Origin of the sequence: Isoptericola chiayiensis, from assembly GCF_013149805.1 — a bacterium.
GTDB lineage: Bacteria > Actinomycetota > Actinomycetes > Actinomycetales > Cellulomonadaceae > Isoptericola > Isoptericola chiayiensis.
In genome coordinates, this window is the sequence record NZ_JABEZT010000001.1 from 148,158 (window position 1) to 170,322 (window position 22,165).

24 protein-coding genes are annotated in these 22,165 nt (G+C 73.9%); 13 read left to right on the top strand and 11 right to left on the bottom strand.

The window, feature by feature from the left end:
• The first annotated feature begins 91 nt into the window (after positions 1-91).
• Positions 92-3,943, top strand: a complete 3,852-nt coding sequence (locus tag HDG68_RS00610) for a multifunctional oxoglutarate decarboxylase/oxoglutarate dehydrogenase thiamine pyrophosphate-binding subunit/dihydrolipoyllysine-residue succinyltransferase subunit (RefSeq protein WP_172148302.1) — start codon at positions 92-94, stop codon at positions 3,941-3,943.
• Positions 3,944-4,024: 81 nt separating this feature from the next.
• Here the strand turns inward: HDG68_RS00610 and HDG68_RS00615 are convergent, their stop codons facing one another.
• Positions 4,025-5,017, bottom strand: coding sequence for an aldo/keto reductase (locus HDG68_RS00615; protein ID WP_172148304.1), 993 nt, complete (start codon positions 5,015-5,017; stop codon positions 4,025-4,027).
• Between the two features lie 76 nt (positions 5,018-5,093).
• Between HDG68_RS00615 and HDG68_RS00620 the strand changes: the two genes are divergently transcribed.
• Complete coding sequence (locus HDG68_RS00620; protein WP_172148305.1) at positions 5,094-6,026, top strand: aldose 1-epimerase family protein; 933 nt, start codon at positions 5,094-5,096, stop codon at positions 6,024-6,026.
• 163 nt (positions 6,027-6,189) lie between these two features.
• Entirely contained in the window at positions 6,190-6,795 is a 606-nt protein-coding gene (locus tag HDG68_RS00625; RefSeq protein ID WP_172148306.1) for a GDSL-type esterase/lipase family protein, read from the top strand.
• 8 nt (positions 6,796-6,803) lie between these two features.
• Here HDG68_RS00625 and HDG68_RS00630 read toward each other — a convergent pair whose 3' ends face one another.
• On the bottom strand, positions 6,804-7,604 hold the full coding sequence (locus HDG68_RS00630; RefSeq protein ID WP_172148307.1) for a DUF4097 family beta strand repeat-containing protein: 801 nt from the start codon (positions 7,602-7,604) through the stop codon (positions 6,804-6,806).
• A 104-nt stretch (positions 7,605-7,708) separates the two neighbouring features.
• On the opposite strand from HDG68_RS00630, the gene HDG68_RS17640 reads away from it, so the two are divergent.
• Positions 7,709-7,783 (top strand): 50S ribosomal protein bL37, encoded by a 75-nt coding sequence (locus HDG68_RS17640; protein WP_370459514.1) that lies wholly within the window; start codon positions 7,709-7,711, stop codon positions 7,781-7,783.
• Positions 7,784-7,870: 87 nt separating this feature from the next.
• Here HDG68_RS17640 and rsrA read toward each other — a convergent pair whose 3' ends face one another.
• The 3 genes from rsrA to HDG68_RS00645 all read right to left on the bottom strand — a co-directional run bounded on the left by rsrA (position 7,871) and on the right by HDG68_RS00645 (position 10,028).
• Positions 7,871-8,152, bottom strand: a complete 282-nt coding sequence (gene rsrA / locus HDG68_RS00635) for a mycothiol system anti-sigma-R factor (RefSeq protein ID WP_172148308.1) — start codon at positions 8,150-8,152, stop codon at positions 7,871-7,873.
• Positions 8,149-8,886, bottom strand: coding sequence for a sigma-70 family RNA polymerase sigma factor (locus HDG68_RS00640; RefSeq protein ID WP_281358975.1), 738 nt, complete (start codon positions 8,884-8,886; stop codon positions 8,149-8,151). The genes rsrA and HDG68_RS00640 overlap by 4 nt, the downstream gene beginning before the upstream one ends.
• A gap of 164 nt (positions 8,887-9,050) precedes the next feature.
• On the bottom strand, positions 9,051-10,028 hold the full coding sequence (locus HDG68_RS00645) for a helix-turn-helix domain-containing protein (RefSeq protein ID WP_172148310.1): 978 nt from the start codon (positions 10,026-10,028) through the stop codon (positions 9,051-9,053).
• A 93-nt stretch (positions 10,029-10,121) separates the two neighbouring features.
• On the opposite strand from HDG68_RS00645, the gene HDG68_RS00650 reads away from it, so the two are divergent.
• Complete coding sequence (locus HDG68_RS00650; protein WP_172148311.1) at positions 10,122-10,268, top strand: hypothetical protein; 147 nt, start codon at positions 10,122-10,124, stop codon at positions 10,266-10,268.
• Between the two features lie 9 nt (positions 10,269-10,277).
• Here the strand turns inward: HDG68_RS00650 and HDG68_RS00655 are convergent, their stop codons facing one another.
• Entirely contained in the window at positions 10,278-10,640 is a 363-nt protein-coding gene (locus HDG68_RS00655; protein ID WP_172148312.1) for a hypothetical protein, read from the bottom strand.
• An 85-nt stretch (positions 10,641-10,725) separates the two neighbouring features.
• Between HDG68_RS00655 and HDG68_RS16650 the strand changes: the two genes are divergently transcribed.
• From HDG68_RS16650 to rsgA, 3 genes are read left to right on the top strand one after another with little or no spacing between them, the layout of a single operon-like run.
• Complete coding sequence (locus HDG68_RS16650; protein ID WP_216647865.1) at positions 10,726-11,469, top strand: DoxX family membrane protein; 744 nt, start codon at positions 10,726-10,728, stop codon at positions 11,467-11,469.
• 50 nt (positions 11,470-11,519) lie between these two features.
• Positions 11,520-12,842, top strand: coding sequence for a 3-phosphoshikimate 1-carboxyvinyltransferase (aroA, locus tag HDG68_RS00665; protein WP_172148314.1), 1,323 nt, complete (start codon positions 11,520-11,522; stop codon positions 12,840-12,842).
• Positions 12,842-13,888: a ribosome small subunit-dependent GTPase A gene (rsgA, locus tag HDG68_RS00670; protein WP_172148316.1), complete on the top strand. Its 1,047-nt coding sequence runs from the start codon at positions 12,842-12,844 to the stop codon at positions 13,886-13,888. The genes aroA and rsgA overlap by 1 nt, the downstream gene beginning before the upstream one ends.
• A 16-nt stretch (positions 13,889-13,904) precedes the next feature.
• On the opposite strand, the gene HDG68_RS00675 is transcribed toward rsgA, so the two are convergent.
• Positions 13,905-14,879 carry a helix-turn-helix transcriptional regulator gene (locus HDG68_RS00675; protein WP_246253410.1) on the bottom strand — a complete coding sequence of 325 codons (975 nt, stop codon included), beginning with the start codon at positions 14,877-14,879 and terminating at the stop codon, positions 13,905-13,907.
• Positions 14,880-14,929: 50 nt separating this feature from the next.
• Between HDG68_RS00675 and HDG68_RS00680 the strand changes: the two genes are divergently transcribed.
• Positions 14,930-16,069: an epoxide hydrolase family protein gene (locus HDG68_RS00680; RefSeq protein WP_172148318.1), complete on the top strand. Its 1,140-nt coding sequence runs from the start codon at positions 14,930-14,932 to the stop codon at positions 16,067-16,069.
• Positions 16,070-16,180: 111 nt separating this feature from the next.
• A complete protein-coding gene (gene hisN / locus HDG68_RS00685; protein ID WP_172148320.1) occupies positions 16,181-16,999 on the top strand; it encodes a histidinol-phosphatase in 819 nt (272 codons plus the stop codon).
• Between the two features lie 21 nt (positions 17,000-17,020).
• Here hisN and HDG68_RS00690 read toward each other — a convergent pair whose 3' ends face one another.
• The 3 genes from HDG68_RS00690 to HDG68_RS00700 form a co-directional block, all read right to left on the bottom strand.
• A complete protein-coding gene (locus tag HDG68_RS00690; RefSeq protein ID WP_172148322.1) occupies positions 17,021-17,530 on the bottom strand; it encodes a DUF6912 family protein in 510 nt (169 codons plus the stop codon).
• A gap of 63 nt (positions 17,531-17,593) precedes the next feature.
• Entirely contained in the window at positions 17,594-18,886 is a 1,293-nt protein-coding gene (locus HDG68_RS00695; RefSeq protein WP_172148324.1) for a CpaE/TadZ family protein, read from the bottom strand.
• Positions 18,886-19,536: a CpaB family protein gene (locus HDG68_RS00700; protein ID WP_172148326.1), complete on the bottom strand. Its 651-nt coding sequence runs from the start codon at positions 19,534-19,536 to the stop codon at positions 18,886-18,888. Before HDG68_RS00700 ends, HDG68_RS00695 begins: the two co-directional genes overlap by 1 nt.
• Before the next feature lie 201 nt (positions 19,537-19,737).
• On the opposite strand from HDG68_RS00700, the gene HDG68_RS00705 reads away from it, so the two are divergent.
• Entirely contained in the window at positions 19,738-19,947 is a 210-nt protein-coding gene (locus tag HDG68_RS00705) for a helix-turn-helix domain-containing protein (protein ID WP_172148328.1), read from the top strand.
• Between the two features lie 4 nt (positions 19,948-19,951).
• Here HDG68_RS00705 and HDG68_RS00710 read toward each other — a convergent pair whose 3' ends face one another.
• Positions 19,952-20,497: a hypothetical protein gene (locus tag HDG68_RS00710; RefSeq protein WP_172148330.1), complete on the bottom strand. Its 546-nt coding sequence runs from the start codon at positions 20,495-20,497 to the stop codon at positions 19,952-19,954.
• Between the two features lie 165 nt (positions 20,498-20,662).
• Here HDG68_RS00710 and HDG68_RS00715 point away from each other — a divergent pair, with 165 nt between their 5' ends.
• A complete protein-coding gene (locus HDG68_RS00715; protein ID WP_172148332.1) occupies positions 20,663-21,532 on the top strand; it encodes a LysM peptidoglycan-binding domain-containing protein in 870 nt (289 codons plus the stop codon).
• A 50-nt stretch (positions 21,533-21,582) separates the two neighbouring features.
• The gene (locus HDG68_RS16815; protein ID WP_246253412.1) at positions 21,583-22,146 is read left to right on the top strand and encodes an Rv3235 family protein; all 564 of its coding nucleotides are present in this window, start codon (positions 21,583-21,585) and stop codon (positions 22,144-22,146) included.
• The last annotated feature ends 19 nt before the right edge of the window (positions 22,147-22,165 follow it).

A 22,165-nucleotide genomic window follows, 5' to 3' on the forward strand; every position in this document is an offset into this window, starting at 1 on the left:
TCTGCGGGCCCGCTGTGAGGGCCTACCCTGGAATGGCCCGAACATCGGGTGCAGTACGACGAGTGCAACGTGGGAAGTGGGCGATCCGGGCGTGGTGTCCCCGAAGGCTGGGTCAGAGTCGATCAACGCCGAGAGTGCGTCGTTCGGAGCCAACGAATGGCTCGTGGACGAGCTCTACGAGCAGTACCTGAAGGACAAGAACGCGGTCGATCCCGCGTGGTGGGACTTCTTCGAGGACTACACGCCGGACGAGTCCGCCGACGGTGCGGCCGACCGGTCGTCGGCACCCTCGTCACCTGCCGAGGGCAGCCCCGCTCCGGCGTCCTCGTCGGGCTCCGCGGACGGGACGCCGCAGGAGACCCGCACGGAACCGACCCAGGAGTCGGGCACCTCGACGCCCGCGACCGGCACGGCCGCGGCCGAGGAGCGCCAGGGCAGCGCCGAGCCGCCGGTGCCCGCCGACCCTGTCGTCTCCGCCGCCGACGCGCCGGTCGCCGAGGCCCTGCCCGCGACGGCCCCGTACGCGGAGGTCGCACGCTCGACCCCGGAGTCCGGCGACGACGAGGCCACCGACGACGTCCAGAAGCTGCGCGGCCCCGCGGCGCGCGTGGTCACGAACATGGAGGCCTCGCTCGAGGTCCCGACCGCGACGTCGGTGCGTGCCGTGCCCGCCAAGCTCATGGTGGACAACCGCATCGTCATCAACAACCACCTCAAGCGCGGCCGCGGCGGGAAGATCTCCTTCACCCACCTCATCGGCTACGCGCTCGTCGAGGCGCTGGCCGACATGCCGGTGATGAACGCGCACTACGAGAGCACCGACGGCAAGCCCCACGTCGTCCAGCCCGCGCACGTCGGGTTCGGCCTCGCGATCGACCTCGCCAAGCCGGACGGCTCGCGCCAGCTCCTCGTGCCGAGCATCAAGAAGGCCGAGGAGATGGACTTCGCCGAGTTCTGGGCGGCGTACGAGGACCTCGTGCGCAAGGCCCGCGGCGGCAAGCTCGGCATGGACGACTTCGCCGGCACCACGATCTCGCTGACCAACCCGGGCGGGATCGGCACGGTCCACTCGGTACCGCGCCTCATGCAGGGCCAGGGCACGATCATCGGTGTCGGCGCGATGGACTACCCGGCGGAGTTCGCCGGGGCCTCGGACGAGCAGCTCGCCCGCATGGGCGTCTCGAAGGTCATGACCGTGACCTCGACGTACGACCACCGGATCATCCAGGGCGCGCAGTCCGGCGAGTTCCTCAAGATCCTGAACAGCAAGCTCCTGGGCCTGGACGGCTTCTACGACCGCGTGTTCGCGGCGCTGCGCGTCCCCTACGAGCCGGTGCGCTGGGTGCGCGACAACACCGTGGACGCCGAGGTCGAGGCCGCCAAGCCGGCCAAGATCGCCGAGCTCATCCACGCCTACCGCTCGCGCGGTCACCTCATGGCGGACACCGACCCGCTCGCGTACCGCCAGCGCAAGCACCCGGACCTCGACATCCAGAACCACGGCCTGACGCTGTGGGACCTGGACCGCGCTTTCCCCACCGGCGGGTTCGGCGGCACGTCCAAGGCGACGCTGCGCGACACCCTGGGCCTGCTGCGCGACTCGTACTGCCGCTCCATCGGCATCGAGTACATGCACCTGTCCGACCCGGCGCAGCGCAAGTGGCTGCAGGACCGGCTCGAGCACGGGTACGCGCGCACGCCCCGCGAGGACCAGCTGCGCATCCTGCGCCGCCTCAACTCGGCCGAGGCGTTCGAGACGTTCCTGCAGACCAAGTACGTCGGCCAGAAGCGCTTCTCGCTCGAGGGCGGCGAGTCCGTCATCCCGCTCCTCGACGCCGTGCTGTCCAAGGCCGCCGAGAACGGCCTCGACGAGGTCGGCGTCGGCATGGCCCACCGCGGCCGTCTCAACGTGCTCGCGAACATCGCCGGCAAGAGCTACGCGCAGATCTTCCAGGAGTTCGAGGGTCAGCTCGACCCGAAGTCCGTGCAGGGCTCCGGCGACGTGAAGTACCACCTCGGCACCGAGGGCACGTTCACCGCCGAGTCGGGTGCGACCACCAAGGTCTACCTGGCGGCGAACCCGTCGCACCTGGAGGCCGTGGACCCGGTCCTCGAGGGCATCGTGCGCGCCAAGCAGGACCGGATCGACCTCGGCGGCGACGGCTTCTCGGTGCTGCCGATCCTCATCCACGGGGACGCGGCCTTCGCGGGCCAGGGCGTCGTGCCGGAGGTGCTCAACCTCGCCCAGCTGCGCGGCTACCGCACCGGCGGCACGATCCACGTGGTCATCAACAACCAGGTGGGCTTCACCACCGGACCGTCGTCCTCGCGCTCCACGACCTACTCCACCGACGTCGCCAAGGGCTACCAGGTCCCGGTGTTCCATGTGAACGGCGACGACCCGGAGGCGTGCGTGCGCGTCGCCGAGCTGGCCTTCGCCTACCGCGAGCAGTTCGACCGCGACGTGATCATCGACATGATCTGCTACCGCCGCCGCGGTCACAACGAGGGTGACGACCCCTCGATGACGCAGCCGCTGATGTACAACCTCATCGAGGCCAAGCAGTCGGTGCGCAAGCTCTACACGAAGAACCTCGTGGCCCGCGGCGACATCACCGTCGAGGAGGCCGAGCAGGCGCTCAAGGACTACCAGGCGCAGCTCGAGCGCGTCTTCACCGAGACCAAGGGCTCGGGGTACACGGCGCCCGCCGGCACCGAGGAGATCGCCGGTCTCGAGCGGCCCGAGTCCCAGCGCGAGGACGCGGGCACGATGGTCGGCTGGCAGACGGCCGTGCCGCACACCGTGCTGGAGCGCGTGGGCGAGGTGCACGTCTCGCAGCCCGAGGGGTTCACCATCCACCCCAAGCTCGGCAAGCTGCTCGAGAAGCGCCAGCTCATGGCCAAGGAGGGCGACATCGACTGGGGCTTCGGCGAGCTGCTGGCCTTCGGGTCGCTGCTCATCGAGGGCACCCCGGTGCGCCTGGCCGGTCAGGACTCGCGTCGCGGCACGTTCACCCAGCGCCACGCCGTCCTGCACGACCGCCACACGGGTGCCGAGTGGACCCCGCTGCTGTACCTGTCCGGCGACCAGGCCAAGTTCTGGGTGTACGACTCCTCGCTGAGCGAGTACGCGGCGCTCGGCTTCGAGTACGGCTACTCGGTCGAGCGGCCCGACGCCCTCGTGCTGTGGGAGGCGCAGTTCGGCGACTTCGTCAACGGCGCCCAGACGGTCATCGACGAGTTCATCTCGTCGGCCGAGCAGAAGTGGGGGCAGAACTCCTCGGTCGTCATGCTGCTCCCGCACGGGTACGAGGGGCAGGGTCCGGACCACTCCTCGGCCCGCATCGAGCGGTTCCTGCAGATGTCGGCGGAGAACAACATGACGGTCGCCCAGCCGTCGACGCCGGCGTCGTACTTCCACCTGCTGCGCAAGCAGGCGTACGACCGCCCGCGCCGTCCGCTGGTCGTGTTCACCCCCAAGCAGCTGCTGCGGCTCAAGGCGGCGGCCTCCGACGTCGCCGACTTCACGTCGGGCACGTTCGAGCCGGTGCTGCCGGACACCGCCGTCGAGCGTGGCGAGATCACGCCGTCCGACGTCGACCGGCTCGTGCTGTGCACGGGGCGCGTCTACTACGACCTGGTCGCCGAGCGCGCCAGGCGTGAGGACGCCCGGACTGCGATCGTGCGGGTGGAGCAGCTCTACCCGTTCCCGGAGGAGCAGATCCGCGCCGAGTTCGCGAAGTACCCGGACGCCGAGATCCTCTGGGTCCAGGACGAGCCCCAGAACCAGGGCGCCTGGTCGTTCCTGCACCTGGCGATGCCGGAGGACCTGCCCCGCGTGGGCGTCGTCTCGCGCCCGGCGTCGGCCTCGACCGCCGCGGGCACCGCGAAGCGGCACAAGGAGGAGCAGCAGATCCTGCTGGACCAGGTCTTCGACCGCTGACACCGGTACGACGAAGGGCCCGGGAGGTTCGCCTCCCGGGCCCTTCGCCGTACCGCGCCGACCCCGTCGGGGCCGCGCGCGTCACCAGCGGTCGTGCACGTGCTCGCGGACCAGCTCGTCGTACAGGTCGCGCACCTTCGAGGTGAAGAGCGGCCCCAGGGACGACGCCGAACCGGCCGCGGCGTTGAGCCGCGCCTGCTCGGGGTTGCGGGCACCCGGGATCACGGTGGAGACCCCGGCCCGCTGCCAGACCCACGCCAGCGCCGCCTGGGCCGCGGTGAGGTCCTGGGTCAGACCGCCCGCGATCTCGGTGAACCGTGCAGCGGCCTCGACCCCCGTGTCGAAGGGGACGCCCGAGAACGTCTCGCCGACGTCGAACGCCTCGCCGGAGCGGTTGAACGTCCGGTGGTCGTTCTCGGCGAACGTGGTGTCCTTGGTGTAGCGCCCGGACAGGAGCCCGGAGGCCAGCGGGACGCGGGCGATGATGCCGACGCCGGCCTCGGACGCCGCGGGCAGCACCTGCTCGAGCGGCTTGTGCCGGAACGCGTTGAGGATGATCTGGACCGTCGCCACGCCCGGGCGGGCGATCGCCGTCAGGGCCTCGTCGACCGTCTCCACCGACACGCCGTAGGCCGCGGTGACGCCGTCGGCGACGAGGGTGTCCAGGGCGTCGTAGACCTCGTCGTCGGAGTACACCGCCGTCGGGGGGCAGTGCAGCTGCACCAGGTCGAGGCGGTCGACACCGAGGTTGCGGCGCGACCGGTCGGTCCACTCCCGGAAATGGGGCAGCACGTAGTTCTCCGGCACCTGGTCCGCCCGGCGACCCATCTTGGTCGCCACGGTGATGCCCTCGCCCTCGTGGTCGGCGAGGAAGCGCCCCAGCGCCTGCTCGCTGCGACCGTCCCCGTACACGTCGGCCGTGTCGAAGAAGTTGACCCCGGCCTCCAGCGAGGCCTCGAGCACGGCGCGCGACTCGTCGTCGCTCACCTCGCCCCAGTCCGCGCCGAGCTGCCAGGTTCCCAGGCCGACCACCGACACCATCCGGCCGGTCCGACCGAGCACCCGCTCTTCCATCTGTCCTCCAAGTCAGGGTTGACCTGCCCACGCTACGCGGGACGCGGCCCGCTGGCCTTCCGACTACGGTGTGAGCGTGAACACGACCTCCCACGCCCCCACCGTCCCCGCGCCGTCGGGCGCCCAGCACATCATCAGCGCCGGCGAGCACACCGCCACGATCGCCGAGGTCGGCGCGATGGTCCGCGAGTACACCGTGGGCGGTCGCGACGTCTTCGTGCCGTTCGACGCCGCCGAGCCCGCCCCGGTGTTCAACGCCGCGGTCCTGGTGCCGTGGCCGAACCGGCTGCGCGACGGCCGCTACACCGTCGACGGGACCTCCTACCAGCTGCCGGTGAGCGAGCCGGACCGCGGCACGGCGCTGCACGGCCTGGGCTGCTGGTACCGCTGGACGCCGGTGGACAGCGCCCCGGACTCGGTCACCCTGGAGCTCGCCCTGCCCGCGCAGAAGGGCTGGCCGTTCCAGCTGGTGACCCGCGTGCGCTACACCGTCGACGCCGGGTCGGGACTCGAGGTCGTCGTGCGCACCACGAACGTCGGTGCCGGCACCGCGCCCTACGGCGTCGGCTTCCACCCGTGGCTGTCCGCCGGGGGCGCCGACCTCGACGACTGCACGGTGCGGCTGGACGCCACCGAGCACGTGACGGTCGACGACCGTCTGCTGCCCACCGGGGTCGAGCCGGTCACCGGCGACCACGACCTGCGCGAGACGCGGTCCCTGGCCGGTCTGGACCTCGACGACGCCTGGGTCGGGGCCACCCGGGACGCCGACGGCCTGGCCTGGTGCCGCCTGGGCTGCCCCGACGGCAGCACGCCCGCCGTCTGGATGGACGGGACCATGGACTGCTGGCAGGTCTGCTCGGCGGACCACATCGACGGCCACGAACGGTTCGGCCTCGCCGCCGAGCCGATGAGCTGCTACGCCGACGCGTTCAACACCGGCGACCGCCTGGTGCGCCTCGCGCCGGGCGAGTCGCACGAGGTCCGCTGGGGCGCCACCCTGCTCTGACGGGTACCCGTCCACGATCCATTCCGGACAGGACGTCACGAAACCGACCTTCGGCCCTCTTCGTCCACGGGACCGGGTACGGCGTGGGATCATGCCATGCCGTACCCGGGCACGGGACAATGACGGCGCAGCACAGCAACAGGGCAGGGGACGGTGAAGGTTCGTGACGGACCGCGAGGTGCGCATCTGCGTGGTGGGCGACGAGCTCAGCGTGGGCGTCGGGGACGCCCGCGCCCTGGGCTGGACGGGGCGCGTCCTGGCCCGGACGCGGTTCGAGCGACCCGCCATGACGTTCACCCTGGCGGTGCCCGGCGAGACGACGTCGGCGCTCGGCGCCCGCTGGGAGGGTGAGACCGAGCAGCGCTTCGGTCCGGAGGCCACGACCGACAACCGCCTGGTCGTGGCGCTCGGACGCCACGACCTGGCGGCCGGGCTGTCGGTGGCACGCTCCCGCCTGAACCTGGCCAACATCCTCGACCAGGCGGACAGCCGCCGTCTGCCCGCGTTCGTGGTCGGCCCCCCGCCGGGCCGGGCCGAGGACGGCGGGCGCATCGCCGAGCTGTCGGCGGCGTTCGCGGACGTCGCCAGCCGCCGCCGCGTGCCCTACGTGGACACGTACACCCCGCTGGCCCAGCACGAGCAGTGGCTGGCCGACCTGGCCACCACGGGGTCGACGTTCCCGGGGCAGGCCGGGTACGGGCTGATGGCGTGGCTGGTCCTGCACACGGGCTGGCACTCCTGGCTGGGCCTGCCCGGCGAGAACGAGTGAGGTACGGCTCAGCCGCGTGAGACGACGACGCGCGCCGACGTGACGTTGGCCGTGACGTAGGCCGTGGGGCGGCCGTCCTCGCCCGGGGCCGCCCGGTCCACGCTCAGCGTGCGCGCCGCCGAGTCGACGGACTCGCCGTCCAGCACGACCTGACCGGCCGCCCCGCGCACCTTGAGGCTGACCGGGGTGCCGGCGTCGAGCCGCACCGCCACGTCGCCGGAGACGGTCTTGGCCGTGACCATCGGTGCCGTCCCGGCCGCCGTCACGACGACCGCGCCGGACACGCTGGCCGCCGAGACGCGCCCCACGGCTCCGTCGACGGCCAGCGAGCCGGACACCACCTGGCCCGAGACGTCGCCGGTGTGGTCGCCGGCGGCGACGTCCCCGGACACCGACCGCAGGTAGAGCGACCCGCGGGTGCCCGCCGTGTGCACGCTCCCCGTGACGGTCTTGACGACCGTCCCGGCCGTGCCCGCCACGTCGATCGCGGCGTCGACACTGCCGAGGTCCACGCTGGTACCGGGGGGCACGGTCAGCCGCACGACGGCGCGCTCGGACTCCCCGAGGGACCGCACCCGGGCGACGAACGCGTCGACCCGTGAGCGCTCGTACGCGATGCGCAGGCGGTCACGGTCGCGGGTGACCTGCAGCGGCTTCTCCCCCACCTCGTCGACCGCGACCTGCACGGCGGTCGCGTCGTCGTCCGTGACGACCTCGACCCGCCCGGACTGCAGGCGCGCGGACACGGCGGTGACCCCCGGGACGTCGAAGGTCTGGGGGGCGGCGACCGCCCACGTCTCGGTGCTCATGGCGCCTCCGTGCCGATGGTGCGTGGACCGCGGGATCGTGGGGCACGGCCGCGGTGTGGGATCATGGGTGCGACCCCCGTTCACCTTCTCGTGAGGAGACCGCCATGAGCAAGCGCGGCAACAAGCGCCGGGCCCGCAAGGGCAAGGCCGCGAACCACGGCAAGCGTCCCAACGCCTGATCCTCGGGCAGCGACGACTTCACGACGAAGGGCCGGAACCCGTGGCGGGTTCCGGCCCTTCGTCGTCGCGTGCCATGGGGGCAGCGCTCAGTCGTGCACGGACATCACGGTGATCTGCTGGCGGATGCGCACCAGGAGCGTCTCCGGCGCCTGCTCGGCGCAGGAGCGCTTCACCAGCTTCTTGACGAGCTCCTCGATGCTGAGCTCGGCCAGGCAGGGCGAGCAGTGGGCGACGTGGGCGCGCATGCGCCGCTCGTCCGCCTCGGTCATCTCGGAGTCGAGGTACTCGTACAGGTGCACGAGCGCGTGCTCGCACTCGCTCTCGCCCTCCGCGGGTTCGTGCGGGATGGGCGTCAGGTCGCCGCTCATGATTCTCCTCCACGCGCTGCGGCGAGTCCGCGGTCGGCCGCGTAGTCGGCGAGCAGCTCGCGCAGCTGGCGCCGGCCACGGTGCAGCCGGGACATCACCGTCCCGATGGGTGTGCCCATGATCTCCGCGATCTCCTTGTAGGGGAAGCCCTCGACGTCGGCGTAGTAGACGACCATCCGCCGCTCCTCGGGCAGCTCGGCGAGCGCCCGCTTCACGTCGGAGTCGGGCAGCCGGTCCAGGGCCTCGACCTCGGCGGAACGCAGACCCTGGGAGGTGTGGGTCGCGGCGCGCGCGATCTGCCAGTCCTCGATGTCCTCGGTCTGCGCCTGCTGGGGCTGGCGCTGCTTCTTGCGGTAGTTGTTGATGAACGTGTTCGTCAGGATCCGGTACAGCCACGCCTTGAGGTTGGTGCCCGGCCGGTACTGGTGGAACGCGGCGAACGCCTTGACGAACGTCTCCTGGACGAGGTCCTCGGCGTCGGCCGGGTTGCGGGTCATGCGCAGGGCGGCCGAGTAGAGCTGGTCGACGAACTGCAGCGCGTCCCGCTCGAAACGGGCGGCGCGGTCGGCGTCGGACTCCTGCTCGGGCGCGCGCTCGGTGTCCTCGCCGACCTCGTCCTGGGGAGTCGGTGCGGAGGCGGGTGCGCCGGTGTCGTCATCCTGGGTCATCGCTCTCGAGCCTAGCCCTGTCGGCCAGGCCGTGCGGGTCGTGCCCGGCGAGGCGGAGGTGTCCATGGCGTCGCGCGCGAGGCCGAACAGGGGTACCTCGGCGGCGGGCGCGTCGGGTCGGGTCGTGCAGGCTTCCACATCCGCGTGCAACGACGCGTCCGCCGCGCGCATTCCCGGCGGGCCGCCGGGCCGGCGGGCCGTCGGGCGTCCGGCGTCGCGCGCCCGGTCCGTCAGGGGACGACGGCGGGGACGCGGTCCCCGAAGCGGCGCCGGTAGGCGGTGGGGCTGGTGCCGAGCACGCGCGTGAAGTGGTGCCGCAGCACGGCCGCGGTGCCGAACCCGACGGTGTCGGCGATCTCGTCGATGCTCGCGGCGGTCGTCTCGAGCAGCTCCTGGGCGCGGGCGACGCGCTGGCGGGCGATCCAGGCGGCCGGGGTGGTCCCGGTCTCGGCGGCGAACCGCCGGGCGAAGGTGCGCTCGGAGAGCATGGCGCGGCGGGCGAGGGAGGGCACGGTGTGCGGCTCGGCCAGGTGCGTGCGGACCCAGGCGAGCAGCGGCGCGAGCGAGTCGGCGGCCTCGGGCACGGGGTCGAGGACGAACTGCGCCTGCCCGCCGTCGCGCTGCGGCGGGACGATCATCCGGCGCGCGACGGCACGCGCCGCCTCGCCGCCGAGCTCGGTGCGCACCAGGTGCAGGGCGGCGTCGATGCCAGCGGCGGTGCCGGCGCTGGTGAGCACCCGCCTGTCGGCGACGTAGAGCACGTCGGGGTCGACGTCGGCGTCGGGCACGAGGGCGGCGAGCCGGTCGGCGAACATCCAGTGGGTGGTGCAGCGGCGTCCGGCGAGCAGCCCCGCGGCGGCCAGGACGAAGGCGCCCGAGCACAGCGACAGGATCCACGCGCCGCGGGCGTGGGCGCGGCACAGGGCGTCGAGGTACGACGGCGGCACCTCCGGGACGCCGTCGCCCGACAGCACGTCGTAGGCGACCACGACGACGACGTCGGCGTCCTCGGTGGCCTCGAGCCCGGCGTCGACCTGGAGCGCGAACCCGCCCTTCGTGGGCACCGACCCGGGCACGGGGGTGCAGAGCGTGAACTCGAAGGTCGGCCCGCCGGTGTCGCGGCGGTCGATACCGAAGACCTCGTAGGCGATCCCCATCTCGAACGGCGCGACGCCGGGGACGACGACGGCGGCCACCTTCTCGATCATGGGCACAGCCTGGCACACGGATGGCAGGATGTCGATGAAGCATGGCATCTCGGCCACTCGTGGCAGTTGCTCGACGGTTGAAGAATTACTGCCATGACCCTGTTCCTGCTGCTCCTCGCCCTCGCGATCGGCGCCGCCTGGCTGGCCGCGCTCGCCCGCACGGTGCACCGCGACGGACTCGGCACGCGCCGCCCGCCGCGGTCCCACCGCGACTGGTGGGAGGACGTCGGCGCCGGTTGACCCGGCCCGCTACCCGACGATCCGCACGACCTCGACGACGCACCGCACCGGGGAGGACTCCTCGCACTCGTCCGCGACCCAGACCTCGACGTCCGCGCCCGGCTCGAGGGACTCGGGCGGCGCCTCCCTGCCGTCGGTGCCCACGACCATCGTCTCCTCGCTGAGCAGGGCCATGCCCTCGTAGTAGTCGTCGCTCGCGCCCGTCAACGCGGGACCTGCAGCGGAGTCGACGTCGGACACGACGCCCGTGACGTCCGCCGGCGGGTCGGGCACCGCGCCGCCCCGACCGCCGGAGCACGCCCCCGTCACCAGCACCACGACGGTGAGCAGGGCAGCGGTGACCGGGCCGGCACCCCGCACGCGAGCAGACATGCCCCCATCCGAGCGGACCTGCCGCCCGGCGTCAACCGGCGCGTATCGGTAGGCATGCACGGCGCCGCTCTGCCACAGTGGGGCCATGCTGCTGCGACGTCTCGCCCGCCCCCTGCTGGCCGCCCCGTTCGTCTACGACGGCGTGTCCACCGCGCTGCGACCGGCCGAGCACACCGACGCCGCCCGCCAGGGCGCCGACACGGTCACCGACGCGCTCGGCGTCGACAAGCTCGACGACACGCAGGTCTCGCTGCTGGTCCGCGCCCACGGCACCGCCACCGCGCTGGCCGGCGTGCTCCTCGCCGTCGGACGCGCACCCCGCACGGCCGCGCTCGCGCTGGCCGCCCTGTCCGCGCCCCTGGCCGTGGTCAACCAGCCCTTCACCAGCAAGGGCGACGAGCGCAAGGACAAGACCGCCAAGTTCGTCCGCAACCTCGGCGCCGTCGGCGCGGCAGTCATCGCGGGGATCGACCTCGAGGGCCGCCCGGGCGTGAGCTACCGGATCTCCCAGAAGCGCACCGCCGCCCAGCGGTCCGGCAAGCACGCGATCGAGTCCGCCGAAAAGTCCGGCAAGCATGCCGTCGAGTCCGCGACGAAGTCCGGCAAGCACGCCGTCGACACCGCCAGGCGGTCGGCCGAGCACGCCGGCAGGTCGGCCACGGCGTCGGTCAAGCACGCCCGCCGGTCCGCGACCGCGTCCGCCAAACACGCCGCCGCCTCGGCCAAGAGGTCCGCGGAGCACGCGACCCGCGCCGCGAAGCACGACGTCAAGGCCACCGCCAAGAGCGCCAGGGCCTCCGCCGAGAAGGCCGCCGCCACGGTGTCCTGACCCCCGGACGGGCGCACCGTCGTCGGACCGGGTCAACTAGTCTCGGAACCATGACGACCGCGCCTGCCTCGACCGACCTGCCCCTGTGGGACGCCCCCGTCGCCGACGGAGCGCTCGCCGCCACGGTCGAGGTCCCCGGCAGCAAGTCGCTGACCAACCGGCTGCTGGTGCTCGCCGCCCTGGCCGACGGCCCCGGCACCCTGCAGGGCGCCCTGCGCTCGCGCGACGCCGACCTGATGATCGCCGCGCTGCGGTCCCTCGGCGCCACCGTCACCGAGGGCGACTCCCCCAGCACCCTGCACGTCACGCCCGGCCCCCTCACCGGGGACGTCGACGTCGACTGCGGACTGGCGGGCACCGTCATGCGGTTCCTGCCGCCCGTGGCCGCGCTGGCCGACGGCGACGTCCGGTTCGACGGCGACCCGGAGGCCCGCGTCCGGCCGATGCAGCCGGTGCTCGCCGGCCTGCACACCCTCGGGGTGCGCGTCACCGGCCCCGAGGGCGACCGCCCGGCGCACCTGCCGTTCACGGTGCACGGTCGCGGCCACGTCGCCGGCGGCGCGGTGGACATCGACGCCTCGGGCTCCTCGCAGTTCGTCTCCGCGCTGCTGCTGGCCGCCGCCCGGTTCGACCGGCCGCTGACGCTGCGCCACATCGGCACCACCCTGCCGAGCCTGCCGCACATCGACATGACCGTGGCCACCCTGCGCGAGGTCGGCGTCGCCGTGGACGACTCCCGCGACGGCATCTGGCAGGTCACCCCCGGCCCGATCACCGCTCGCGACGTGCGCGTCGAGCCCGACCTGTCCAACGCCGCACCGTTCCTCGCCGCGGCCCTCGTCGCCGGCGGCACGGTGCGCGTGCCGGGCTGGCCGACGTCGACCACCCAGCCGGGCGCCATGGTCCCCGCGCTGCTGGAGCGGATGGGCGGCACGTCCTCGCTCGACGACGGCGTGCTCACCGTGACGGGGACCGGCGAGATCCGCGGCATCGACGTCGACCTGCGCGCCGCCGGCGAGCTCGCCCCCACGTTCGCCGTGCTCGCCGCGCTGGCCGACTCCCCCAGCCGCCTGCGCGGCATCGCGCACCTGCGCGGCCACGAGACCGACCGGCTGGCCGCGCTGGCCGCCGAGGTCACGCGGCTGGGCGGCCGGTGCGAGGAGACCCGCGACGGGCTCGTCATCACCCCGCGCCCGCTGCACGGCGGAGTGTTCCGCACCTACGCCGACCACCGCATGGCCACCTCCGCTGCCCTGCTCGGGCTGCGGGTGCCGGGCGTCCAGGTCGAGAACGTCGCCACCACCGCCAAGACCCTTCCGGGGTTCGACCGCATCTGGGCGCGCATGCTCCGCCGCACGGAGGACCCGGCCTGATGGCCCGGCGGGTCCGCGACGAGCACGAGCGCTTCGCGCGCCCCTCCAAGCACGGCTCGCGGCCGCGCTCCAAGCAGCGACCCGACCACGCCGACGCCGTCCCCGCCCTGGTCACGGGCATCGACCGGGGTCGCTACACGCTCGTGGTGGACGACGGCGGGCCCGACGAGCGCGAGATCCTCGCCATGAAGGCCCGCGAGCTCGGGCGCACCCGCACGGTCGTCGGCGACCGCGTCGACGTCGTCGGGGACACCACCGGCCACGAGGGCACGCTCGCCCGCATCGTGCGCATCACCGACCGGACCTCCACGCTGCGACGCACCGCCGACGACACCGACCCGTACGAGCGGATCGTGGTCGCCAACGCCGACCAGCTCGTCGTCGTCACGGCGCTCGCCCAGCCCGAGCCGCGCACCGGCATGATCGACCGCTGCGTCGTCGCCGCCTACGACGCCGGCATGGACGTGCTGCTGTGCCTGACCAAGGCCGACCTCGCCTCCCCCGACGAGCTGCGCGGGCTGTACGAGCCGATCGGGGTGTCGGTCGTCGTGACACGCCGGGACTCCCCCGAGACCGTCGAGGACGTGCGCTCGCACCTGCTCGGGCGGACGTCGGTGCTCGTGGGCCACTCCGGCGTCGGCAAGTCCACGCTCATCAACGCGCTGGTGCCCGACGCCCTGCGGGCGACCGGGGACGTCAACGACGTGACCGGACGAGGGCGGCACACCTCGACGTCGGCGGTCGCCCTGCGGCTGCCCGTGGGGCCGGACTCCTCCGTGGACGACGACGGCCACGACGGCTGGGTGATCGACACCCCCGGCGTGCGCTCCTTCGGGCTGGCGCACGTCGAGACCGACCACCTCCTGGCCGCGTTCGAGGACCTCGACGCCGCGGCCGCGGAATGCCCGCGGGGCTGCACCCACGCCGAGGACGCGCCGGACTGCGCGCTGGACGACTGGGTCGCGGCCGCCGACGGCGAGACCGAGCGAGAGGCCAGGGCAGCGCGTCTCGCGTCGTTCCGCCGCCTGCTGGCCTCGCGCGACTGAGGGGGAACGCCCCGCCTCATCGCGAGAAGGAGCCGCCCGCCGCACGGCGGAACCTCGAGACGAGTCGATCGAACGCGAGCGCCAGCTCGTCGCCATCGATCACCTCGACGTCCGCATCGAGCTGTGTCAGCCAGAGTGCGAGGCCGTCAGGGTCGTCCGACCCCAGCTCGAGGCGACACGTCGACGCGTCGACCGCCTCGACGTCCGCCGGGATGCGGAGCTTCGCGACGACGACGGCAGCAGGGGCGTGCACCAGGACCCGAGCGCGATAGGTCCACGCCTCCTTGCTGACGCGGCGGACCACGAAGGCCACCGCGTCACCCCCCGGGATCTCGCGCGGCCGGAACCGTGCCCCGGTCGGGGGGCTCGGGACCAGGCGGTCGACGCGGAAGACACGCCAGTCGTGACGGTCGATGTCCCATGCCAGCAAGTACCAGAGCGACCCCCAGCTCACCAGCCGCCGTGGCTCGGCGTGCCGCACCGTCTGCGCTCCACCACGGCTCGTGTACTCGAAGCGGAGGCGCTCGTGGCCGCGGACCGCAGCCGCGACCGTACCGAGGACCGCGAGGTCGAGAGGCGGCTGGTCGCCCGGGACGGTGCTCGTCGCCTCGCGGACCGCTTCGACACGGCGGCGCAGCCGCGAAGGCAGCACCTGCTCGAGCTTCGCGAGCGCGGTGAGCGACGTCTCCTCGACGCCGAGCCGGCCGGTCGCCACCGCACCGAGCCCGGCGGCGACCGCGACCGCCTCGTCATCGTCGAGGAGCAACGGCGGCATCGCCGTCCCGGCGGCCAGCCGGTACCCACCCGCAACCCCTGGCCGCGAGTCGACCGGATAGCCGAGCGACCGGAGCCTGCCGACGTCGGACCGCACCGTCCGGGTGCTCACGCCGAGCCGCTCGGACAGCTCGGAGCTCGTCCAGTGGCGCCGGAGCTGGAGCAACGAGAGCAGCTCGAGCAGGCGTGCGGACGTCGCGAGCATGTCGTCGATCATGCCAGCGATCGCGGAATCTCTTCTTCCGCATGCGATGGCACCGTGAGGACATGGACGAGAACACCACGCTCACCCCGTTCCGCATCGACATCCCCCAGGCCGACCTGGACGACCTGCACGACCGGCTCGCGCGCGCCCGCCTGCCGCACCCGGTGCCCGGACGCACCGGTCGCGACGACTTCAGTCGTGGCATCCCGACGCCCTACCTGCGGGAGCTCGTCGAGTACTGGCGCGACGAGTTCGACTGGCGCGCGCAGGAGGCCACGCTCAACGAGCTCGCCCAGTTCACGACCGTCGTCGACCGCCAGACCTTCCACGTCGTCCACGTACGATCGGCGAACCCGGCCGCCACGCCGCTGTTGCTGAACCACGGCTGGCCCGGCTCGTTCGTGGAGTACAAGCGCCTCGTCCCGCTGCTGACCGACGACTTCCACGTGGTCGTCTCCTCACCGCCTGGGTTCGGATTCTCCACGCCGCTGTCCGGGACCGGCTGGGAGATCGTCAGGACGGCGGACGCCTTCGCCGAGATCATGACGCGCCTCGGCTACGCGGAGTTCGCGGTGCACGGCACGGACATGGGTATCGGGACCACCGGCCACCTCGCGGCGGCCTACCCGGAGCGCGTCATCGGCACCCACCTCGGCGGCGACCGCAGGGTCCTGGGGATGGTGGGCGACGTCTTCCCGTGTCCCGAGGACCTGACGGAGGACGAGCGCGCCCAGCTCGACGCGGTGCGCACCGAGCACGCCACCGACCACGGCTACCTCGCGATGCAGCGCTACCGTCCGGACACCATCGGCCCGGCGCTCACCGACTCCCCGGTCGGGCAGCTCGCCTGGATCGCCGAGAAGTTCCGGACCCGCGCCCGGGGCGTCGACCGCACGCCCGACACGTCGGTCGACCGCGACCAGCTGCTGACCAACATCGCCCTCTACTGGTTCACCCGTGGCGGGGCCTCGAGCGCACAGCTCTACTTCGAGGCCGAGCACGCGGAGCCCGAACCGCCCGTGCCGTCCGACGTCCCGTCCGGATGGGCCGTGTTCGACGCTCACCCGCTCGTGCGCCGTGTTCTGGACCCGTCGCGGGCGATCGCGCACTGGAGCGAGTTCACCGAGGGAGGCCACTTCCCCGCCATGGAGGAACCGCAGCTCCTCGCGGACGACATCAGGGCCTTCTTCAGCGGGTGGTGACAGGTGTCGGGACCGGTCGCCGACGGGATACCCGGCGCGCCGGTCCCGACACACCTGTCCGAAGCGCGGCGTTCAGCCGCTCCCGCGGGTCAGGACCGCTAGCGTGTGAGGGTGGCCTCCTTCCAGCAGACTCCCAGCACCTCCGGGCACGGGCGCACGTACGAGGACGACCTGCGCCTGGCCCACGTGATCGCCGACCAGGTGGACTCGATGACGATGTCCCGGTTCCGCGCGGTCGACCTCCACGTCGAGACCAAGCCGGACCAGACGCCGGTCTCCGACGCCGACCGCGGCGCCGAGGAGTTCATCCGCGCCCAGCTCGCCCGCGCCCGCACGCGTGACGCCATCGTCGGCGAGGAGTTCGGCGAGGCCGGCTCCGGGTCGCGCCGCTGGATCATCGACCCCATCGACGGCACGAAGAACTTCGTGCGCGGCGTGCCCGTGTGGGCGACGCTCATCGCGCTCGCCGACGGCGACGACGTCGTCATGGGTCTCGTCTCCGCCCCGGCGCTGGGACGGCGTTGGTGGGCGGCCAAGGGGTCGGGCGCCTGGACGGGCAAGTCCATCGCCGCGGCCACCCGGATGCACGTCTCCGGCGTCTCGTCGCTCGGGGACGCCTCGTTCGCCTACTCCTCCCTGGACGGCTGGGAGGAGCGCGACAAGCTCAACGGGTTCCTCGACCTGACCCGCGAGTGCTGGCGCACGCGCGGCTACGGCGACTTCTGGTCCTACATGCTGGTGGCCGAGGGCGCGGCGGACATCGCCGCGGAACCCGAGCTCGAGCTGTACGACATGGCCGCGCTCGTACCGATCGTCGTCGAGGCCGGGGGCCGGTTCACCTCGCTCGAGGGCACCGACGGCCCCTGGGGCGGCAACGCCGTGGCCACCAACGGACTGCTGCACGACAAGGCGATGGTCTACCTCGGCTGACGCGCCGCTCGCGCCCCGGGGTCAGGGGCGCGGGATCTGGCCGATCTCGGTCGGGTCGTACCAGAGCAGGTCCCGGTCGGTGACCCGCTGGACCGCGTCCGCGAGCGCCTCGTCGTCGTCGCCGTCCGCGACCGCGAGCACGGCGCGGACGTCCTCGGCGGCCTCGGGCTCGTCGACGTGCACCGCCACGACCCGGGCGTCGGGCGCCGGTCCGGCGTCCACCGACGACGGGGCGGTGGCCTCCCCGGCCGGAGGGTGCGCACCGGGGGTCACCGCCCCGTCGGGCACGTCGAGCGAGACGACCACGCGTGCGGGCAGGGCCCCGCCACCGGCGACCAGGGCGAGCGAGTCGTCGGCAGCAGCGAGGAAGGCGGCGTACTCGCGTCCCTCGTCGTCCTCGTCCGCCAACGTCGCCTCGAGGGCGGGGGTCACGGCGTGGACCCGGCGGGCCGGCAGGTCCCAGCGGGCGCCGTGCGAGGTCACGGTGGCGGCGTCGAGCTCGTCGAGGGTCGCGGGCACGTAGATGCGCATGGCCCTAGTGTGCCGGGCGCGACGCCTCCGCGCGGCCCGCGACCCGCGCCGCCCGGGACGAGATCACGCCACCGGGACGGGTACCTGCTCGCGCACGTGCGCCGCCAGGTCGGCGAACGCCTCGCGTGCCGCCGACGTCGGAGCATGCTCGGCCAGGGTCCGTCCCGCCAGGACAGCCGCGTCGAGGGCCGGGCCGTCGTCGGGCACGGGGTGGAGCTCGTCGACCCCGCCGTAGCGGTCCAGCGCCTCGGCCACGGCACGGGACGGGTCCGCACCGACCGCCGAGGCCCGGACCCGGTTGGCCACCACGACCCGCCGTCCCGGCACGGGCACCGGCACCTCGGCCAGGTCCTCCAGGGCACGCACCAGGCGGTGGATACCGATCGGGTCGGCCGCACCGACGACGACCACGACGTCCGCGGCCTGCAGGGCGGCCAGGGTCGCGGCGTTGCGCTGCGGGGCGTGCGTGTCGTACATCAGCAGCTCGTCGAGCTCCAGGACCGGGCCGCAGTCGACCACCGTCCAGCGGGCCAGCGATCGGGCCCGCTCGAGGACCACCTCGAGCGCGCTCGCGGGCAGCTCGGGCCACCGCGAGGCTCGTGTGATCCCGGCCAGGACCCGCAGGTGGCCCTCCACCACCGGGGCGTGCCGGGCGAGCGCGGCCACGTCGAGGGTGCCCTGGCCCGCGGCCCGGGCGACGGCAGCGAGCCCCGGCGCGTCGTCCAGCAGCCCGAGACGCGCCGCCACGCACGACCCGTAGGTGTCGGCGTCCACCAGGAGCGTCGGGTCCGCCGCCCGGGTCTCCCGGCGTCGACGGCGACGACGGCCCGAGCGACGCCCGAGCCCGGCGAGCTCGGCCGCCAGCTCGACCGCCGTCGTCGTGCGCCCGGGAGCCCCGACCGGACCCCAGACCGCGACGACGGACCCGGGCGGGGTGGCGAGCCCCGGCGTCGCGAACCCGGACAGCGTCGACAGGTCGTGCTCCGCGGTGGCCAACGGGTCGGTGATCGGCGCCGTGTCGCGCACCGCGTCGAGGAACCGTGGGTCGTCAGGACCGTCGACGACGGCGTCGACGCCCAGCGCCTCGACGCGTTCGAGCGGGCCGTCGTCGACCAGGGCCACCACCCGGGTCCCGGCGGCGTGCAGGCGCCCGACCGTCTCCCGGTCGAGTCCGGGGAGGTCGGCCGCGACCACGGCCACCGTCCCGGCACCTGCGGCCGACGCCGCGAGCAGCTCCGTGACGTCGCCGCAGCGGCGCGTGACCGACGTGCGGGCGCCCGGCGCCTCGAGCGTGAGCACGACGTCGGGTTCGGACGGCCCGTGCACCGCGCACAGGACCGTCGTGGGCCCCGCCATCAGGTGCCGGCCACGGGGACGACGGCCACGGACCCACGGGCACCCAGCGCGGCGAGCACCGGGGGCAGGTCGCCGTCGCCGACGAGGACGTGCAGCGTGCCGCGGTCGGCGACGACGAGGCCGCTCTCGCTGACGTCCACCTGCTCGACGACGACGCCGGCCACCAGCGGTTCCGGCTCCTGGCGAGCGTCGGACTCCCCCGCGGGGGCCTCCGGCACGAACCACAGGTCGACGACGGCGCCGGGCCGGATCCGCTCCGACAGCCCGGACGAGACGGGCACGGCCACCGAGCGGACCTCGACCGCCGTGGCGTCTCCGACGGCGGTGAGCGCGACCAGCTCGCCGGCGGGGACCACGCGCAGTGCCACCGGGTCGTCGGGCAGGGTGGCGTCGGCGCGCAGGTAGCGTTCCTGCTCGGCGCCCAGGTTCACGTCGACGACCCGCAGCAGGCTCGTGTCGACGGGCTCGCCGGGGGTCAGGGTGTCGGCGGCGGCGTAGACGCCGACGGTGCGGTCGGCGCTGGACACCACCCACGCGCCGAGGGCGACGGCGAGGGCGACCAGCACGACGCCCACGACGAGCCGGGGGTCGCGCCAGGTGGGGCGGCGCAGCCGCGGGGCGGTACGGGCCGGGAGTGCTTCGTTGCTCAACGGGCGGTCCTTCGGATCGGCCGGAAGCGACGTCGCGACCGGCGGGCGGGATGGTCCGGCAGGCGTGGGCAGACTAGCGGCGGCGCACGCCGAGGAGTCGGGGCGATCCATCATCCGGGACGATGCCCGTGGAGCGCACACCCGACGCCATCATCTGTGGACAACAGGGGTGATAACGCACCCCTGTGGGAGGATGGACGCATGACGGCCCGCTTCCTCTCCCTCGCCGAGGTCCAGGAGATGCTCAGCATCTCCGCGACGCAGGCCTACTCGCTCGTGCGGTCGGGCGAGCTGCCCGCGATCCAGGTGGGCCCCAAGAAGGTCTGGCGCGTCGAGGCGTCCAAGCTCGAGGAGTACATCGACCGCCAGTACACGCGCACCCGCGAGCGCATCGCCTCCGGCGAGCTCTAGCCCCTCACGCCTCGCTGACCCGGACCAGCGCGGCGAACGGCACGACCCGGACGGCCGGACGCGCACGGTCCAGCTCCTCGACGTCCAGGTGATCCGCGCCCACCCGGGCGATCCTGCCCACGACACGCCCCGCCGTCGTGCACACCTGCACCCGGGCGCGGTCGCGCTGCAGGCCCCGCAGGGCCCTGCCGAGGCCGAGCCCGTCCGTGCGCGAGCGCGACGGCGCGCCGTGCCGACCGAGACCCACCACGCCGACCACCGCCGCCAGCGGCACCACGTGCTGCACCGGCCCGCGTGCGCCGCGCCCCTGGAGCTGGCACCAGGCGTCCGCCACGTGCGCCAGGACGCCCTCGACCGCCTCGCCGTCGCGCAGGTCGAACCGGACCTGCGTCCCGGCGGCCGCCCGCAACCGGTCCGCGAGGGGCACCGACGCCTGCTCGGCGCGCGTCAGCTCGGCGACGGCGCCGTCGCGCTCGGCCGCCTCCTCGGCGGCGAGCTGCGCCTCCAGGTCGGCGAACAGCAGGGCCCAGCGGGAACGTCCCGCACTCATCGTCACGTCCTTCCCGGTCCCGGTCGGCGGCGGGACCCGGTCCAGGATGCCGTCCCCTGGACAGGAGAGCCAGAGTGCGGTTCACTATCGGACATCAAACAGCATCAACATGCATCACCACGGTGCATCGGATGCTCTCCACCGTGATCAGCCAAGGACGTCCTCATGAGAGACCACACCGCCCGGCCGCTGCGCAGCACCTGCGGCCTCGGGACCTGCGCGCTGGGTGCCGCCGTCGCGCTGCTGCTCCTCTCGTCGCGCCTGCTCGCCGTCGCACCCCGTGACCTCACCGCGGCCCGGCTCACCGGCATCGACCGGTGGGTCGAGCTCGCCGTCCTGACGGCCGGCGGCGTCGCCGCGGCCTGGGTGCTGGTCGCCTCCCTGGTGGCGGCCGCCTGCGTCGCCGTCGCCCGGTTCGGCGGAGCCCGTGGCGCCGGTGCGCGGCGCACCGTCGACGCCGCGCTCGGCACGTGGGCGCCCGCCGTCGTCCGTCGGCTCGCCCGCGGGGCGGTCGGCGTCGGCGTCGGCACCGGGCTCGCCCTCACCCCGATGGCCGCCACCGCGGCGGAGAGCCCCACGCCCGCGCCGACACCCGCCGCCGTCCTCGACCTCGGATGGCAGAGCTCGGCGCCCGACGGCGGGTCCGGGAGCGAGCACGAGAGCGGGGCCACGGAGGACCGGCCGGACCGCGCGGAGACCGTCTCGACGCCGGACCTCGTCCGGCCCGCACCGGGCGGGACGGACGGCGCCGAACCTACCGCCGACACCCCGACCTCGGACGACAAGAGCGCCGTCGACCAGAGCCCCGACGACGTCCGGCCGGTGGACGTCCGCCCCGCCCGCGACGTCGCCGACGACACCTACGTCGTCGTCCACGGCGACACGCTCTGGGACATCGCCGCACGCGACCTGCCCGCCGACGCCGGTGCCGCCGACGTCCTGCGCGAGGTCACCCGGTGGCACGAGACCAACCGGGACACCATCGGCGCCGATCCCGACCTCATCCTGCCCGGGCAGGTCCTGCAGACCCCCTGAGCGCCCGACCCGACCTGCTCCGCGACAGCCACGCCCCACGGAGGCCCGCCATGACCGCCACGACGCCCGAGAGCACGCCCGCAGGCACCGACGAGCGCCGCGAGACGCCGCGACGCCTGCGGGTCACGGCACCGCCGCGCGACCGACGGCCCGGCGCTCCCCCGCGCGCTCCCCGGCGCCCGGGTCCGGTCCGGCGCGTGCGCGTCGGCGGCCCCACCACGACCCCGGCCGGCGACCGGACGACCGGCCGCCCGGTACCGACTCAGGACCCGGCTGCCGACACGCGTCTGCCGGATCCCACGGCGCTGTGCTGCGCCGTCGTGCGGGCCGCCGTCGACGTGCTGCGCGGCAGCCGGGCGCCGTCCCAGATCGCGCGCTGGGTCTCCCCCACCGTGCACGACCAGCTCGCCGAGCGTGCGCGGCTCACCCGTCCCACGGCCGACGGCACGGTGCCCCCTCCGGTCACGGTGCGCCGGGTCCGGATGGTCCGGCTCGGCGACACGACCGCCGAGGCCACCGTCGTCCTCGACGACGCCGGGCGGGTCCGGGCCGCCGCCGTCCGGCTCGAGGCACGGCGTGGCATCTGGCGGGTCACCGTCCTCGAGCTCGGCTGACACGACCGTGGGCGGGCGA

Coding starts and splice junctions, on each gene's coding strand:
- HDG68_RS00615 (WP_172148304.1), bottom strand. CDS start 5,017: ATGGAAGAGCGGGTGCTCGGTCGGACCGGCCGGATGGTGTCGGTGGTC.
- HDG68_RS00630 (WP_172148307.1), bottom strand. CDS start 7,604: ATGAGCACCGAGACGTGGGCGGTCGCCGCCCCCCAGACCTTCGACGTC.
- rsrA (WP_172148308.1), bottom strand. CDS start 8,152: ATGAGCGGCGACCTGACGCCCATCCCGCACGAACCCGCGGAGGGCGAG.
- HDG68_RS00640 (WP_281358975.1), bottom strand. CDS start 8,886: ATGGACACCTCCGCCTCGCCGGGCACGACCCGCACGGCCTGGCCGACA.
- HDG68_RS00645 (WP_172148310.1), bottom strand. CDS start 10,028: ATGATCGAGAAGGTGGCCGCCGTCGTCGTCCCCGGCGTCGCGCCGTTC.
- HDG68_RS00650 (WP_172148311.1), top strand. CDS start 10,122: ATGACCCTGTTCCTGCTGCTCCTCGCCCTCGCGATCGGCGCCGCCTGG.
- HDG68_RS00655 (WP_172148312.1), bottom strand. CDS start 10,640: ATGTCTGCTCGCGTGCGGGGTGCCGGCCCGGTCACCGCTGCCCTGCTC.
- HDG68_RS16650 (WP_216647865.1), top strand. CDS start 10,726: ATGCTGCTGCGACGTCTCGCCCGCCCCCTGCTGGCCGCCCCGTTCGTC.
- aroA (WP_172148314.1), top strand. CDS start 11,520: ATGACGACCGCGCCTGCCTCGACCGACCTGCCCCTGTGGGACGCCCCC.
- rsgA (WP_172148316.1), top strand. CDS start 12,842: ATGGCCCGGCGGGTCCGCGACGAGCACGAGCGCTTCGCGCGCCCCTCC.
- HDG68_RS00675 (WP_246253410.1), bottom strand. CDS start 14,879: ATGATCGACGACATGCTCGCGACGTCCGCACGCCTGCTCGAGCTGCTC.
- HDG68_RS00680 (WP_172148318.1), top strand. CDS start 14,930: ATGGACGAGAACACCACGCTCACCCCGTTCCGCATCGACATCCCCCAG.
- HDG68_RS00690 (WP_172148322.1), bottom strand. CDS start 17,530: ATGCGCATCTACGTGCCCGCGACCCTCGACGAGCTCGACGCCGCCACC.
- HDG68_RS00695 (WP_172148324.1), bottom strand. CDS start 18,886: ATGGCGGGGCCCACGACGGTCCTGTGCGCGGTGCACGGGCCGTCCGAA.
- HDG68_RS00705 (WP_172148328.1), top strand. CDS start 19,738: ATGACGGCCCGCTTCCTCTCCCTCGCCGAGGTCCAGGAGATGCTCAGC.
- HDG68_RS00710 (WP_172148330.1), bottom strand. CDS start 20,497: ATGAGTGCGGGACGTTCCCGCTGGGCCCTGCTGTTCGCCGACCTGGAG.
- HDG68_RS00715 (WP_172148332.1), top strand. CDS start 20,663: ATGAGAGACCACACCGCCCGGCCGCTGCGCAGCACCTGCGGCCTCGGG.
- HDG68_RS16815 (WP_246253412.1), top strand. CDS start 21,583: ATGACCGCCACGACGCCCGAGAGCACGCCCGCAGGCACCGACGAGCGC.